This window comes from Stenotrophomonas sp. Y-13 (genome assembly GCF_046267925.1).
Lineage (GTDB): Bacteria > Pseudomonadota > Gammaproteobacteria > Xanthomonadales > Xanthomonadaceae > Stenotrophomonas > Stenotrophomonas acidaminiphila_A.
In genome coordinates, this window is record NZ_CP176501.1 from 926,345 (window position 1) to 940,512 (window position 14,168).

Here is a 14,168-nt window from a genome sequence, read left to right on the forward strand (position 1 = left end):
CACCGCGGCCGATCCATCATGCCGGCACGGGGCGGGCCGCCGGCGACCGGCGCTGTTCCCCGGCCGTTGGCGGCCTGTGCGCGTCCCGGCGCCGGGCGCGGCCCATCCATTCAGCGGCCGCCGCCGCGTCCCTGTCCGGGGCGGGCCGGCGGAGCGGGGGCGTGGCACAATGTGGGTTCAGATGAAGACGGTTGCCTGATGTCCTATCTCGTCCTCGCCCGCAAGTGGCGCCCGAAGCGTTTCGCCGAGCTGGTGGGCCAGGAACACGTGGTCCGCGCGTTGAGCAATGCGCTGGACAGCGGCCGCGTCCACCATGCCTTCCTGTTCACCGGCACCCGCGGCGTCGGCAAGACCACCATCGCGCGCATCTTCGCCAAATCGCTGAACTGCGAGCATGGCACCAGCGCCGACCCGTGCGGCCAGTGCCCGGCCTGCCTGGACATCGACGCCGGCCGCTACATCGACCTGCTGGAGATCGACGCCGCGTCCAACACCGGCGTGGACGACGTGCGCGAGGTGATCGAGAACGCGCAGTACATGCCGTCGCGCGGCAAGTACAAGGTCTATCTGATCGACGAAGTGCACATGCTGTCCAAGGCGGCGTTCAACGCGCTGCTGAAGACGCTGGAGGAACCACCGGAGCACGTGAAGTTCCTGCTGGCCACCACCGACCCGCAGAAGCTGCCGGTCACCGTGCTGTCGCGCTGCCTGCAGTTCAACCTCAAGCGCCTGGACGAGGAGCAGATCCGCGGGCAGATGACGCGCATCCTGGGTGCCGAGCAGATCGAGTTCGAGGATGGCGCGATCACCCAGCTGGCGCGCGGCGCCGACGGTTCGCTGCGCGATGGCCTGTCGCTGCTCGACCAGGCCATCGCCTATGCCGGCGGCGCGCTGCGCGACGACGTGGTGCGGGCGATGCTCGGTACCGTCGACCGCACCCAGGTGGCGGCGATGCTCGACGCGCTGGCGGCGGGCGACGGCGCGCGCCTGCTGCAGGTCGTGGCGACCCTGGCCGATTTCTCGCCGGACTGGAGCGGCGTGCTCGACGCGCTGGCCGAAGCCCTGCATCGCATCCAGGTACAGCAGCTGGTGCCGGGCGCGCCGGTGCCCGGTGACGGCATCGACGCGGTGGCGTTCGCCGCGCGGCTGCGCCCGGAGGTGGTGCAGCTGTGGTACCAGATGGCACTGGGCGGCCGCCGCGACCTGCACCTGGCGCCGAGCCCGCGCGCCGGTTTCGAAATGACCGTGCTGCGCATGCTGGCGTTCCGCCCGGCCGGTGCGGTGCCGGCGGTGCCGGAAGGCGAAGGTCCGGGGACCGGGGCGGTGTCGTCGTCGGCTGGCGGTTCCACGCCTGCCGTGACCGCGGCTGCCGTCGCTGCACCGGCGGCGCAGCCGGTGGCGGCTGTGCCGGTCGCCGACCCCGTTCCCGCCCACGCGACCCCGAAGCGCGAAGACGTGGTGCCGCTGGCGGCGCGCGCGCCGCAGGCCGATGCGTCGTCGCTTTCCCCGGCGCCGGCCGCCAACCCGGTGCAGGCGCGCGCGGACGACGACCTGCCGCCATGGATGGAGGAAACCGCCGCGGCGCAGGCGCACCACGAGGTGGCCGATTCCATGCCGCCGGCGCCACGCCAGGCGCCACCGTCGCCATTCCGCGCCGAGGGCATCGCCATCGCGCCGGCCGCGCGCCCTGCGGCGCCGGCAACGGCCGCGGCAGGCGAACCGGCGCGCGCGCTGGACAACGCGGAACAGTGGCTGGACCTGGTCGCCACCAGCGGCCTGTCCGGGCCCTCGCGCGAGCTCGCCGCCAACGCCGCGTTCGTCGGTTACCACAACGGCGTGCTGCGGCTGGCGCTGCTGCCGGGCTTCGAATACCTGCAGTCCGAACGTTCGCTGGGCGCGCTGGCGCAGACCCTGGCGCAGGCCCTGGGCAACGCGCCGAAGATCGTGATCGAGACCGGCAACGCGCCGGCCGAAACCCTGCACGAGCGCGCCGACCGCCAGCGCGGCGAGCGACAGAATGCGGCCGAGGCCGTTTTCATGGCCGACCCCCAGGTGCAGCACCTGCTCGCGCAGGGCGCCCGGGTCGTGCCCGATTCCATCCGTCCCCTTGAAGAGTAGGAAACCATGCGCGGCAATATCGCCCAACTGATGCAACAGGCCCAGAAGATGCAGGAGAACCTGCAGAAGGCCCAGGAAGAACTGGCCAAGCTGGAAGTCACCGGCAGTGCGGGTGGCGGCATGGTCAGCGTGACCCTGACCGGCAGCAAGGAGTGCCGCAAGGTGCGCATCGATCCGTCGGTGCTGTCCGACCAGGAGATGGTCGAGGACCTGATCGCCGCGGCGTTCAATGACGCCTCCAACAAGATCGATGCCGAGTCGCAGGCGCGCATGGGCTCGGCCACGGCCGGCATGAAGCTGCCGCCGGGGATGAAGCTGCCGTTCTGATCACGCTGTGCCGGCCGCGCCCGGCCACCCGTACTGCCCACGTCGCGAAGCCCCCGGGCTTCGCGCGTTCGTTTCGACCATGAGCCCGATGCGATGAGCCTGCCGCTGCTGGAACAACTGATCGAGGCCTTCCGGGTGCTGCCCGGCGTCGGCCAGAAGAGTGCGCAGCGCATGGCCTACCACGTGCTCGAGCGCGCGCGCGATGGCGGCCTGCGGCTGTCGCAGGTGCTGGGCGAGGCGATCGAGCGGATCGGGCACTGCGCGCAGTGCCGCGATTTCAGCGAGGCCGAGGTGTGCCCGCTGTGCGCCAGCGCCAGCCGCGAGCGGGAGACGCTGTGCGTGGTGGAGTCGCCGGCCGACCGCCTGGCCATCGAGCACGCCACCAGCTACCGCGGCCTGTACTACGTGCTGCAGGGGCGGCTGTCGCCGCTGGACGGCATCGGCCCGCGCGAACTCGGCCTGGACCAGTTGGAGGCGCGGCTGGCGCAGGGCGAAGTGGTGGAACTGATCATCGCCACCAATTCCACCGTCGAGGGCGAAGCCACCGCGCATTACCTGGCGCAGCTGGCGCGCCGCCACAAGGTGCGGCCGAGCCGGCTGGCGCAGGGCCTGCCGCTGGGCGGCGAGCTGGAATACGTGGACCGCGGCACGCTCTCGCACGCCTTTGGCAGCCGCAGCGAAATCGGCGAATAGGCCACGGCGGGGCGGTAAGCTGTAGGCCGTTCAACGCCAGTGAGCCGCCGCATGACCGATACGATTTTCGGCAAGATCATCCGCCGCGAAATTCCCGCCAGCATCGTCTACGAAGACGACGAGGTGCTGGGCTTCAAGGACATCGCCCCGCAGGCGCCGGTGCATGTCCTGTTCATTCCCAAGAACGAGGTCATCCCCACCCTGGACGACCTGCAGCCGGCGCAGGCGCACCTGGTCGGCAAGTTGGCGCTGGCCGCCGCCGAGTACGCGCGTCGGGAAGGTTTCGCGCAGAACGGCTACCGCATTGTCATGAACTGCCGCGAGGATGCCGGGCAGACGGTGTTCCATATCCACCTGCACCTGCTGGCCGGCGCGCCGCTGGGGCATTTCGGCGCGGCATGAGCCGGCATCCGCGGCACCCGGCGATGCGGGCCGTGTGCGGTCGCCTCCGCCGGTGCATCGGCCTGTTGCTGCTGGCGCTGCCGTCGGTGGGGTTCGCGCAGGCGCTGCCGGACGCATCGGCGGCGGGCGCGGTCTTCCAGCGCATGCAGCAGTTGTGCGCGGCCGATGACGGCAAGGCCTGGGGGGTGAGCCTGTGCGGGCCGGTGCTGCTGGTCGATCCGGCCAGCCGCCAGTTGGTTGCCAGCATGGACGGGGCCGATACCGCACTGGAACGCGACGGCCCGGTGTTCCGTGGCCGCCTGCCCGACAACGTCCCGGTCGCCAATACCGCCGTGGGCTGGAACGGGCGCACCTGGACCATGTTGATGCTGCCGCTGCCCGAAGACCCGGCGGCCCGCTCGATCCTGCTCATGCACGAGGCCTGGCACCGCATCCAGGCCGGAATCGGGCTGGCCGCGACCCACGCCGACCAGGACCAGCTGGAGACCGAGCAGGGACGCACGGCGCTGCGGCTGGAGCTGCGTGCGCTGGCGGCGGCGCTGGAGGCAACCGGCGCGGAGCAGCAGCGGCAGGCCATTGCCGACGCGATGACCTTCCGCGCCTGGCGCCACGCGCGGTTCCCGCAGGCGGCTGCCGCCGAGGATGCGATGGAGCGCCACGAGGGCATCGCCGAGTACACCGGGCGCATCCTCGCGCAGGACGACGCGCTGCAGGCCCGGCTCGCCACGCATCTGCGCCGCGGCGACGCGGTGACGGCCTACGCCCGTTCCTTCGCCTACTACACCGGGCCGGCCTATGGTGTCCTGCTGGACGGTGCCGCGCCGGGCTGGCGCAGTCGCTGGAACCGGCAGGACGGCCTGCCAGGGCTGCTCGCGGCCGCGCTGGGCATGCAGGCCGATGCCGGCGATGCCGCCTTCCGGCGTGCGGGCGCGCGCCATGGCCTGGCCGAGGTGGCGGCCGCCGAGCAGGCCCGCGCGCGGCACCAGGCCGGCGTGGTGGCTGCCCTGCGCGCGCGCCTGGTCGACGGCCCGGTGCTGGCCGTGCCGGTCAACGGTGCCAGTTTCAGTTTCGATCCGAACCGGGTGACGCCGTTGCCGCCGCAGGGCGCGGTGTATGGCGTGATCCGCGCCGCGGCCGCCTGGGGCGTGCTGGAGGTGCGCGGCGATGGGCTGTTGTCCACCGACTGGAAGCGGCTGTCGGTGGCCCACGCCGGGGTGCGGCAGACGGCGGCCGGCTGGGAAGGCGAGGGCTGGGTGCTGACGCTGGCGCCGGGCTGGGCGCTGCAGCCCGGCGCGCGCCACGGCGACTGGACGCTCCGCAGGCCGGAGTGAGCCCTGCGGCCACAACGGCAAACGCCGCCCGAAGGCGGCGTTTAAAGTGTGTTGCGGACGCCGGGCTTACCACCAGCCGCCGCGCCAACCCCAGCCCCAGCCGGGGCCCCAGGCCGGTCCCCACGGACCGTACGGGTAGGCCGGCACCACTTCGACTTCGCGCTGCACCGGCCACAGATACACCACGTCGGCGGCGATCTTCGGCAGCGGGTAGTCGTATTCGCCGATCTTGGTGGTCTGGTAGCCGTCGATGCGGCCGATGAAGGTCACGTCGCGGCCGGGCTCGAACACCGCCGGGTCGTAGAAGCCGGCGCGGCAGGCGAGGAAGCGGCCATCGCTGGCGTCGGCGGAGGTGGTGCTCGGGCGGCCATTGCCGTTGAGCGGGCGGGCGATCATCTGGAAACAGGTTTCGCCCTGACCGGGAATGGTCTCGATGATGCGGCCACCCCAGCGCACCGGCGTGCCGGTCTGCTTCTGCGCGACGCTGTCACGCGGGGACACCGTGCTGAACTGTCCCTGCAGCGGCTTGGGCGCGGTGGCACAGGCGGCCAGGGTCAGGCTGGCGGCGATGGCAATGAGGATGCGGGTCTTCATGTTCGTGCTCCGGTCGGTAATCCGGGTTGGGGGCGGTGCCTGTGCAGGTCACGCAATAATGAAGCCAGGTCCGACGAGGCGCCAGCGTAGCGCGCATCGCTGAAACGCTGGCTGAGCAGTACCAGCCCGCTGCCGGGCCGCACGGCGTCCACGCGCGCGGCCCAGGCGCCGGCGGTTTCGTGCGCCTGCCGGCCGAGGCCGAGGCGGGCGTAGCGGCGGTCCAGCCGGCGCCAGGCGCGCAGCAGCGGATCACGCTCGCGCTCGCCGCGCGCCAGCAGCCAGGCCATGGCGGCGACGGCGACAAGCGCGAAGGCGGCGAGCAGCCCGACCAGCTGCGCTGGTTCCAGTCGCTCGATGCCGAACGGGCTGAGCAGCCGCTGCTGGCGGCGCGCGTCGAAGGACAGCACCAGGCCGTTCCAGCTGCGGCGCAGCCAATCGCCGGCCTGCGCGAGCTGCAGCCAGCGCGTTCCCATGTCCAGTCCGCCGCCGGCGGAGTCGCCGCGCGCCAGGCGGTCCTCCAGGGTGTCGCGGATACGCTCCGGGGCGACTGCCGCGGTCGGGTCGACGCGGGTCCAGCCGCGCTGTGGCAGCCACACCTCGGCCCAGGCGTGCGCGTCCATCCTGCGTACCAGCCAGTAGTCGCCGTAGCGGTTGCGGGTGCCGCCGGCGTAGCCGGTGACGACCCGCGCGGGGATGCCGGCGCCACGCATCAGCACCACGAAGGCGGAACTGAAGTGCTCGCAGAAGCCCGCCTTCCAGTCGAACAGGAACTCGTCGGCGCCGTGGCGGCCGGGCAGCGGCGTGCTCAGGGTGTAGCTGAAGTCGCGGCGGATCCACTGCATCGCGCGGCGGACGATGGCGGCATCGTCATTGCCGGCCTCCTGGCGCCACTGCCGGGCCAGCGCCAGCGTGCGTGGATTGAAGCCGCGCGGCAGTTGCAGCGCCTGCGCGCGCAGCTCCGGCGGCAGCACCTGCTGGAAGCGCACCGGCGCCGCCGAACGCAGGTGCCAGCGGGTCAGCGTGGCCAGCGGCCGGGTGCTCACCAGGGTGTAGTCGGCGTCCAGCCAGGTTTCGTCGGGTGCGGCCAGCGGCAGGTCCAGCGCCACCAGTTCGCGCCGTTCGGTGGCTTCGTACTCGATCTGGTAGTCCCACTGCGGGGCGGCGCCGGCAACCGGTGGTGGCGGGCGCCGGCGCTGGCTTTCCAGCCGCGTCCAGGTGCGCCCGTCGAAGCGGGTGAGCACCGGGCCCCGCCAGTACCGCTGTTCGGGCGGGGGCGCGGCGCCAATGAACTGCGCGCGCAGTGCGGGGCTGTCGTCGGCCATCAGGTCCAGCCATTGCCCGGGCGCCATGGTGTCCGACAACCCCGGGCGCGCCACCGCCCGTTCGGGGATGCCCCACAGCGGTGTCGGCAGCCGCGGCAACAGCCAGAACCCGGCCAGTGCCAGCGGCAGCGCGACCGCCAGCAGCCGGCCGACGGTCCGCAACTGCAGCATGGTCGGCTGTGCCGCCGCCCCGGTCTCGGCGTCGGCCAGGTGTTGCAGCCCGAGCAGGGCGCTGGCGACCGCCGCCAGCGAAAGCAGCAGGGTGGTCGGGCCCTGGTCGAGCAGGAAGGCGGCAAACGGCGCGAACAGCGCGAAGCCCAGCAGGCTGCGTGCGTCACGCAGGCTGCGCAGTTCGCTGGACTTGATCGCCAGCATCGCCGCCAGCAGCGCGCAACCGGTGTCGCGCCCCGGCGATGCGCCCATCTGCCAGTAGATCGCGAGCAGCATGGTGGCGACCAGCAACAGGCGCAGCGGCAGCGGCAGCGGGCGGCGCCAGGCCAGCAGCGCCACCAGCAGCGCGGTGCCGGCGAACACCGCGGCCAGCACGCCCGGCAACTGCAGCAGCAGCGGCAGCAGGGCCAGCGCGGTGGTCAGCAGTGCCGCGTTGCGCGCGGTCGGGTTCAAGGGGGGCAAACGGGCGCGCCCGGTCATGGCACACCTGCGCGCGCGCCGGCGTGCGCGCCATGTTGTCGTGGGAAGTGGCGGTCCGTCGGCTTGTTCATGCGTCGGGCATCAGTGCCAGCGCACGCAGGCACTGGTGGCGGTGGGCGTCGCCGGTGGCCGGCCCCAGCGGGGGCTGGCCAGGCAACAGCAGGCGGTAGCGGCGGCCTTCGCGTTCGGCATCGTCCACCCAGCGCGCCAGGCGCGCGATGCGGCGTTCGTACGGCAGCGGGCCGAGCGCTTGCCAGTCCAGCAGCAGTTCGGTGCCGGCCGGGCGTTCGTACTCGCGCACCAGCAGGGTGTCGCGGCGGGCGGAGTGTTTCCAGGCGATCGCACGGCGCGCATCGCCCTGGCGATAAGGCCGCAACTGCTGCAATTCGTCGCCGAGCGGATGCGGGCGGGTGCGGGTGGAGGCGTCGCCGCTGTCGGGCAACGGCGGCGCGGGGTGTTCCGGGGCGGGGTAGACCAGTACTGGTGGCGCCGGCCAGATCCAGCTCCAGGCACGGACCAGCCCCAGTGGCTGGGTAGTGGCGAGCTGGATCCGCTGCAGCTGCAGCCAGCCGCGGCGCGCGGTGGGCAACCACAGGTCGACTTCCGTGCGATCGCTGCCGGCAAGGTCCGCGAAGGCGAAGGCCGCGCCGCTGGATGCCCGCAGTCCGCGGCGCGGGCGGCGGTCGTCGCGGGCCAGTGCCAGCCGCAGCCGCAGCGGCTGCCCGGCCGCCACCGGCTCGGCCGAGACCGCGTCCACGCGCAGCCCGGCCAACTGCAGGTGCGCCTGCAGCGCGCTGGCCAGCGCGGTGGCCGCAAGCAGCAGTGCCAGCAGCAGCGCCGGATTGTTGTTGTAGTTCAGCGCGCCCAGCAGCATCACCGCCAGCAGCGCGGCCAGGAACAGCCCGAAGCCGGTCGGCAGCACGTAGATGCGGTGGCGGTCGAGCGTGACCGGCAGCGACTCGGGCCGGCGTGGGCGCGCGAGCCGCTGCAGGGCCTGCAGGCGGGCGTGCAACCAGGTCCGCATCTCAGTCGACCTGCACGCCGTGCAGGATGGTGCTGGCCAGCGCGGTGCCGGAGGACGCCTCCGCCTCGGCGACCAGCCGGTGCCCGGCCACGGCGACGAACAGCGCCTGCACGTCATCGGGCAGCACATGGTCGCGGCCGGCCAGCAGCGCATGCGCCCTGGACGCGCGCAGCAGGGCGATGCCGGCGCGCGGCGACAGTCCCACACGAACCCCGGGCTGCTGCCGGCTGCGCGCCAGCAGGCGCTGCACGTAGTCGACCAGCGCATCGCTGGCATGTACCTGCTCGACCGCCAGGCGCAGGTCGCGGATGTCCTGTTCGGCAAGGCTGGGCAGCGTCTGCGCGATCATGTCGCGGCGGCTGGCGCCGGCCAGCAGGGCACGCTCGGCCCCGGCATCGGGATAGCCGAGGGTGAGCCGCAGCAGGAAGCGGTCCAGCTGCGAGTCCGGCAGCGGGAACGTGCCGGACATGTCCACCGGGTTCTGCGTGGCGATCACGAAGAACGGATCGGGCAGCGCATGCGTGGTGCCGTCGATGGTCACCTGCTGCTCGGCCATCGCCTCCAGCAGCGCGCTCTGCGTGCGCGGCGGCGCGCGGTTGATCTCGTCGGCCAGCAGCACGTTGCTGAACACCGGCCCCGGATGGAACCGGAAGCCGCGGCTCTCCGCCTCGTAGATGGACACTCCCAGCACGTCGGCGGGCAGCAGGTCGGAGGTGAACTGCACGCGCTGGAACTGCAGGCCCAGGGTCGATGCCATGGCGTGGGCGAGGGTGGTCTTGCCCAGTCCGGGCAGGTCCTCGATCAGCAGGTGGCCGCCGGACAGCAGCGCGACGAATGCCAGCCTGACCTCGGCGGTCTTGCCCAGCAGCAGCGCGTTGACCTGCTGCTGCGCCTGCTGCAGGGCCTGGAAGGCGACATCGGTTAGCATTCTTGGTGACGGCAACGGAGCCATGGTCGTCTCGGATCAGGGGTCGAAGGGAGTTTAAGCGCCAATGCAGGTGGGTCAGCGTGCGCGCAATGCGTTCGTCGTACTTTGGGTGACGGTCACGGTGCTGAAGGCGATCGTGGCGGCGCGCCTGCCATTGTTCGTCGACGAGGCGTTCTACTGGCAGGAGGGGCGGCACCTGGCGGCCGCCTACTCGGACCTGCCCGGGCTGACCGCCTGGATGACCCGGCTCGGCGGCGAACTGGCCGGCCACCATGCGTTCGGCATCCGCCTGCCATTTCTGCTGATGGGGGCGCTGCTGCCGTGGATGGTGGTGCGGGTATCGACGCGCTGGTTCGGTGCGCGGGTGGGCTGGCAGGCCGGGTCGCTGACGCTGTTGATGCCGCTTTCGGCGACGCTCGGCATCCTCGCGGTGCCGGACGTGCCCATGGCGTTCGCGGCCCTGCTGTGCCTGGCGGCCGGCGCCCGCCTGCTGCGCAGCGTCGATGCCGGCGGTGCGCTGATGCTGGCCGCCGGCCTGGTGCTGGGCGCGTTGAGCCACTATCGCTTCATCGGGGTGATCGCGGTCGGCTTCATCGCGCTGCTGCTGTTGCCGGAGGGCCGGCGCACGCTGCGCGACGCGCGGGTGTGGATGGCGCTGACGGTCGGCATCGTCGCTTGGCTGCCGCTGCTGTCCTGGAACATGGACAACCAGGATGCCGGCCTGAAGTTCCAGCTGGTCGAGCGCCACCCGTGGGCCTTCCAGGCCAGTGGGCTGTGGTTCCTCGTCATCCAGCCGCTGCTGGTGACGCCGCTGCTGTGCGTCGCGCTGTGGCAGGCGTGCGTCTCCGGCCTGCGCCCGCAGCCCGCCGGCCACCAGCACCGCGTGCAATGGCGCTATTTCGCGCTGGTCGGCGGCGTTTCCACGCTCGCGATCTTCCTGCTCGGGTTCTTCACCGACGTCGAGCGCATCAGCTTCCACTGGCCGCTGCCGGGCTATTTCGCCCTGCTGGTGGTGGTGCCGCTGGTCCTGGGCCGCTGGCGCCGCGGCTGGCGCCGGCTCGCCTGGGCGCTGGTGCTGCTGGGCGCGGCCTGTGCGTTCGGCTACTACCTGACCGCGGCCTCGCCGGCACTGCGCGCGCAGCTTGCCGGCAACAAGTTCTACCCACGCAATTTCGCCGGCTGGCAGCCGCTGGCCGACGCGGTGCGCGAGGAGCTGGCGGCCATGCCGGAAGGCACCCGGGTGCTGGCCGGCAGCTTCAAGGTCGGTGCCGAGCTGGGATTCCTCCGCGATGACGCGTCCATCCATGTGTTGCCGCATCCGCTCAACGACAAGCACGGGCGTACCGCGCAGCTGGCGCTGTGGGGGCTGATCGGGGAAGAGCACCGCAGCGGCCCGCGGTTGCTGGTGCTGGCGCCCGGTGACCAGCGCTACCGCGACCTGCTGGCGCGCTACCACCAGGTGTGCGCCCTGGTGGGGCCGCTGCCGCCGCCGCGGGTCGTGTCAACCGATCATGGCTACCAGCGCTTCCTGCTGTTCCGGCTGCCCGCGACGAAGCCGTCCGGCCCCTGCGTCACCCCGGCGATGGCCTGGGTCGATGCGCCGCTGCCCGGGGCGCAGGCGCGCGACGCGCTGGAGGTGTCCGGCTGGGCCTTCAAGGACGGCGTGGGCCTGGCGGCGGTGGAGATACTGGTCGACGGCGAGGTCGCGGCGCGGGCCGATTACGGGCTGGAGAACGACGTGACCGGCTTCTGGAAGATCTCCACCGATCCCCATCATCCCCGCGTCGGCTTCCGCGCGCGCCTGGATGTCCGCGCACTGCCGCCCGGCCGCCACTGGCTCGGCCTGCGCCTGCACGGCACCGACGGCAGCGTCGAGGACTGGTGGGAGCAGCCCTTCCGGGTCGCGCGCTGACCTGTTCTCGCGGCCGCTTCCGCTGCCACCCCCGTTTGCCTGTTCCTTGTCGCTGGTACCGATATTCATGGATAGAACCCGCATCGCCGTCCTCGTGCCCTGTTACAACGAGGCAGCCACCGTCGCCAGAGTGGTCGGCGATTTCGCCCGCCACCTGCCCGGGGCGGACATCATCGTGCTGGACAACAACTCCCGCGACGGCACCGCCGGGGTGGCGCGGGCGGCGGGTGCGCGGGTGATCGAGGTGCCGCTGCAGGGCAAGGGCAACGTGGTGCGGCGTGGATTCGCGGACATCGATGCCGATGTCTACGTGCTCGTCGATGGCGACGACACCTACGAAGCGGCGGCCGCGCCACGGCTGGTGCGGCGGCTGCTCGACGACGGCCTGGACATGGTGGTGGGCGCGCGCCGTGACCAGGAAAAAGCGGCGTATCGCCCGGGCCATCGCATCGGCAACGTGCTGCTGACCCGTTGCGCGGGCATCCTGTTCGGCAACAGTTTCGACGACATGCTGTCCGGTTACCGGGTGTTCTCGCGGCGCTACGTGCGCTCGTTCGCGGCCCATGCGCGTGGCTTCGAGATCGAAACGGAACTGGCCGTGCATGCGCTGCAGTTGCGGATGCCGGTGGCCGAGGTGGATACCGCCTACGGCGTGCGCCCGGAGGGCTCGGAGAGCAAGCTCAGTACCTGGCGCGACGGCTGGCGGATCCTGCGCACCATCGCCAAGCTGTTCAAGAGCGAGCGGCCGCTGTTGTTCTTCTCCATCGGCGGCATCGCCAGCATGGTGCTCTCGGTGGTACTGGCGGTGCCGCTGCTGGTGACGTACCTGGAGACCGGGCTGGTGCCGCGCTTCCCGACCGCTGTCCTGTGCGCGGCGCTGGCGCTGATGGGTTTCCTGCTGCTGGCCTGCGGGCTGATCCTGGACACGGTGACCCGTGGCCGCATCGAAGCCAAGCACATGGCCTACCTGGCCGTAGCGGCGCCGGCGCGGGCCGGCGGGGACGGGCAATGAGCGCCGTCCGCGTGTCTGGCGCGCGACGGATCCGCGCGCCGCTGCGCCGCCTCGCCGCCGTGCTGGAACGCTGGTTCGCCTTCGATACGCCCGGCAACGTGGTCCGCGCCACCGCGGCGATCATGCTGGCCGGCGGCATCGTCTCGCTGCTGCTGGGGCAGGACGCCAACTGGGACCTGCGCAACTATCACCTCTACAACGGTTATGCGTTGCTGCATGGCCGGCTGCTGCAGGACCTGGCGCCCGCGCAGATGCAGAGCTACTTCAGCCCGTTGCTGGATGTGTTCCATTACCTGCTGATGGCGCGGTTGCCGGCACCGCTGGCGGGGTTCGCGCTGGGGGCGCTGCATGGCCTGGTGTTCCTGCCGGTTGCCGGTATCGCCTGGCTCGCGCTGCGCGGGCAGCCGCGACGGGCCCGGCTGGCGCCGCTGCTGGCAGTGGCGGGGCTGTGTACCAGCGCCTTCCTGTCCGAGTTCGGCGGCAGCATGGCCGACAACACCACCGCGCTGTTCGTGACCGCGGCGCTGTACATGGTGCTGCTGGCGCAACGACGCCAGGCCGACGGCGCGCGCCGCGCCGAGCTGCTGGCCTGGACGGTGGCGGGCGCGGTGCTCGGCGTCGCCGTGGCGCTCAAGCTGACCAACGCCATCTACGCCGTGGCGCTGGGGGTGGCGGCGGTGTGCGCGGGCGGCCCATGGTGGCGCCGGCTGGCCGGCGCGGGCGTGCTGACCCTGGCTGCGCTGGTGGTGGCCGCGGCACTGGCCGGCGGGTGGTACCTGCGGGTCTGGCAGGCATTCGGCAACCCGCTGTTCCCGCAGTTCAACGCGCTGTTCCAGGGGCCGCTGGCCGCGCCGATATCGGTGGCCGATGTGCGCTGGCTGCCGCGCGGCGCCTGGGAACACCTGACCTGGCCGCTGCAGTTCGCGGTCGATCCGCTGCGGGTGAGCGAGATCCGGCTGCTGCAGCTGGTCTGGCCGTTGCTGTACCTGGCGACCCTGGCGCTGCTGTTGCGCCGCTTCGCGCGCGGGACCCTGGCGCCACCGGCGTTCGCACCGGCGATGCGGGGCGTGCTGGTGTTCTTCGGCACCGGCTATGTGCTCTGGCAGGGCCTGTTCAGCATCCACCGCTACCTGGTCGTGCTGGAACTGCTGGCGCCGCTGGTGCTGTGGTTCCTGTGCCAGCGCCTGCTGCCGGGTGGACGCGCGGCCAGGGTGGGCGGCTGGGCCATCGGCGTGGTGGCGGTGGCCTCGCTGCTGGGCTGGAACACGTGGGGGCACGAACGTTGGGCGCGCCAGGGCTTCAGCGTGGAGGCGCCGCCGATGCCGGCGCCGGAGCGCAGCGTGGTGCTGCTGGTGGGCGGCGATCCGCAGGCCTGGCGCGTGCCGTGGTTGCCCGGCCAGGCGCGCTATGTGGGAGTGGCGACCAATTTCCCCGAGTCTGCCGCCTACCGCGCACGACTGGCCGCCATGGTGGAGGCGCGGGAACAGCGCTTCGCGATGCTGCCTGCCGCGCAGCGCCAGGATGGGGCGCGCTGGGCACGCCTGAACCGCTGGGCGCAGGTTTTCGGCCTGACCGCGGGGCGTGGCTGCGACCGCCTGCGCTGGCTGACCGGCAAGGCGCGGGGATTGCGCGCGGAGGTGGAGGTGCCCGACCCGGGGCAGTGCCGCCTCGGGCCGCGTCGCGGCGCCAGCCAGGAACCGGTGGATGCCTCGGTACAGGCACGGGGCCAGGCACGCCAGCAACTGGCCGGCTACGGGCTGCTGCTGGATGAAGGATCGTGCGTGACCCTGGACAGCCGCATCGGCCAGGGCCGTTACCCGTACCAGTGGTGCCGGGTCGGGCTGGCGCGCTGAG

Annotated in this window: 12 protein-coding genes; 8 read left to right on the forward strand and 4 right to left on the reverse strand. The window is 72.1% G+C overall.

Annotated elements, in window-relative coordinates:
- The first annotated feature begins 198 nt into the window (after positions 1–198).
- The 5 genes from dnaX (at position 199) to ACJ7VY_RS04155 (ending at position 4,871) form a co-directional block, all read left to right on the forward strand.
- Complete coding sequence (gene dnaX, locus ACJ7VY_RS04135) at positions 199–2,118, forward strand: DNA polymerase III subunit gamma/tau (protein WP_409476414.1); 1,920 nt, start codon at positions 199–201, stop codon at positions 2,116–2,118.
- 6 nt (positions 2,119–2,124) lie between these two features.
- A complete protein-coding gene (locus ACJ7VY_RS04140; protein WP_104938200.1) occupies positions 2,125–2,445 on the forward strand; it encodes a YbaB/EbfC family nucleoid-associated protein in 321 nt (106 codons plus the stop codon).
- Between the two features lie 93 nt (positions 2,446–2,538).
- Positions 2,539–3,138 carry a recombination mediator RecR gene (gene recR / locus ACJ7VY_RS04145; RefSeq protein WP_104938201.1) on the forward strand — a complete coding sequence of 200 codons (600 nt, stop codon included), beginning with the start codon at positions 2,539–2,541 and terminating at the stop codon, positions 3,136–3,138.
- A 51-nt stretch (positions 3,139–3,189) separates the two neighbouring features.
- Entirely contained in the window at positions 3,190–3,540 is a 351-nt protein-coding gene (locus ACJ7VY_RS04150; RefSeq protein WP_104938202.1) for a histidine triad nucleotide-binding protein, read from the forward strand.
- Positions 3,541–3,572: 32 nt separating this feature from the next.
- Positions 3,573–4,871, forward strand: coding sequence for a hypothetical protein (locus ACJ7VY_RS04155; protein ID WP_409476415.1), 1,299 nt, complete (start codon positions 3,573–3,575; stop codon positions 4,869–4,871).
- Positions 4,872–4,937: 66 nt separating this feature from the next.
- Here ACJ7VY_RS04155 and ACJ7VY_RS04160 read toward each other — a convergent pair whose 3' ends face one another.
- The 4 genes from ACJ7VY_RS04160 to ACJ7VY_RS04175 all read right to left on the reverse strand — a co-directional run bounded on the left by ACJ7VY_RS04160 (position 4,938) and on the right by ACJ7VY_RS04175 (position 9,414).
- Entirely contained in the window at positions 4,938–5,465 is a 528-nt protein-coding gene (locus ACJ7VY_RS04160; RefSeq protein ID WP_104938204.1) for a Slp family lipoprotein, read from the reverse strand.
- Positions 5,462–7,438 carry a DUF3488 and DUF4129 domain-containing transglutaminase family protein gene (locus ACJ7VY_RS04165; RefSeq protein WP_409476416.1) on the reverse strand — a complete coding sequence of 659 codons (1,977 nt, stop codon included), beginning with the start codon at positions 7,436–7,438 and terminating at the stop codon, positions 5,462–5,464. Before ACJ7VY_RS04165 ends, ACJ7VY_RS04160 begins: the two co-directional genes overlap by 4 nt.
- 67 nt (positions 7,439–7,505) lie before the next feature.
- A complete protein-coding gene (locus ACJ7VY_RS04170; protein WP_409476417.1) occupies positions 7,506–8,462 on the reverse strand; it encodes a DUF58 domain-containing protein in 957 nt (318 codons plus the stop codon).
- Position 8,463: 1 nt separating this feature from the next.
- A complete protein-coding gene (locus tag ACJ7VY_RS04175) occupies positions 8,464–9,414 on the reverse strand; it encodes an AAA family ATPase (RefSeq protein WP_104938206.1) in 951 nt (316 codons plus the stop codon).
- A gap of 40 nt (positions 9,415–9,454) precedes the next feature.
- On the opposite strand from ACJ7VY_RS04175, the gene ACJ7VY_RS04180 reads away from it, so the two are divergent.
- The 3 genes from ACJ7VY_RS04180 to ACJ7VY_RS04190 all read left to right on the forward strand — a co-directional run bounded on the left by ACJ7VY_RS04180 (position 9,455) and on the right by ACJ7VY_RS04190 (position 14,167).
- A complete protein-coding gene (locus ACJ7VY_RS04180) occupies positions 9,455–11,302 on the forward strand; it encodes an ArnT family glycosyltransferase (RefSeq protein ID WP_409476418.1) in 1,848 nt (615 codons plus the stop codon).
- A 67-nt stretch (positions 11,303–11,369) separates the two neighbouring features.
- The gene (locus tag ACJ7VY_RS04185) at positions 11,370–12,314 is read left to right on the forward strand and encodes a glycosyltransferase family 2 protein (RefSeq protein WP_313229134.1); all 945 of its coding nucleotides are present in this window, start codon (positions 11,370–11,372) and stop codon (positions 12,312–12,314) included.
- Complete coding sequence (locus ACJ7VY_RS04190) at positions 12,311–14,167, forward strand: hypothetical protein (protein ID WP_409476419.1); 1,857 nt, start codon at positions 12,311–12,313, stop codon at positions 14,165–14,167. Before ACJ7VY_RS04185 ends, ACJ7VY_RS04190 begins: the two co-directional genes overlap by 4 nt.
- Position 14,168 lies beyond the last annotated feature (1 nt).

Bases quoted from the DNA above. Each gene is read 5' to 3' on its own strand.
- dnaX (WP_409476414.1), top strand. From the start codon at position 199: ATGTCCTATCTCGTCCTCGCCCGCAAGTGGCGCCCGAAGCGTTTCGCC.
- ACJ7VY_RS04140 (WP_104938200.1), top strand. From the start codon at position 2,125: ATGCGCGGCAATATCGCCCAACTGATGCAACAGGCCCAGAAGATGCAG.
- recR (WP_104938201.1), top strand. From the start codon at position 2,539: ATGAGCCTGCCGCTGCTGGAACAACTGATCGAGGCCTTCCGGGTGCTG.
- ACJ7VY_RS04150 (WP_104938202.1), top strand. From the start codon at position 3,190: ATGACCGATACGATTTTCGGCAAGATCATCCGCCGCGAAATTCCCGCC.
- ACJ7VY_RS04160 (WP_104938204.1), bottom strand. From the start codon at position 5,465: ATGAAGACCCGCATCCTCATTGCCATCGCCGCCAGCCTGACCCTGGCC.
- ACJ7VY_RS04165 (WP_409476416.1), bottom strand. From the start codon at position 7,438: ATGACCGGGCGCGCCCGTTTGCCCCCCTTGAACCCGACCGCGCGCAAC.
- ACJ7VY_RS04170 (WP_409476417.1), bottom strand. From the start codon at position 8,462: ATGCGGACCTGGTTGCACGCCCGCCTGCAGGCCCTGCAGCGGCTCGCG.
- ACJ7VY_RS04175 (WP_104938206.1), bottom strand. From the start codon at position 9,414: ATGGCTCCGTTGCCGTCACCAAGAATGCTAACCGATGTCGCCTTCCAG.
- ACJ7VY_RS04180 (WP_409476418.1), top strand. From the start codon at position 9,455: ATGCAGGTGGGTCAGCGTGCGCGCAATGCGTTCGTCGTACTTTGGGTG.
- ACJ7VY_RS04185 (WP_313229134.1), top strand. From the start codon at position 11,370: ATGGATAGAACCCGCATCGCCGTCCTCGTGCCCTGTTACAACGAGGCA.
- ACJ7VY_RS04190 (WP_409476419.1), top strand. From the start codon at position 12,311: ATGAGCGCCGTCCGCGTGTCTGGCGCGCGACGGATCCGCGCGCCGCTG.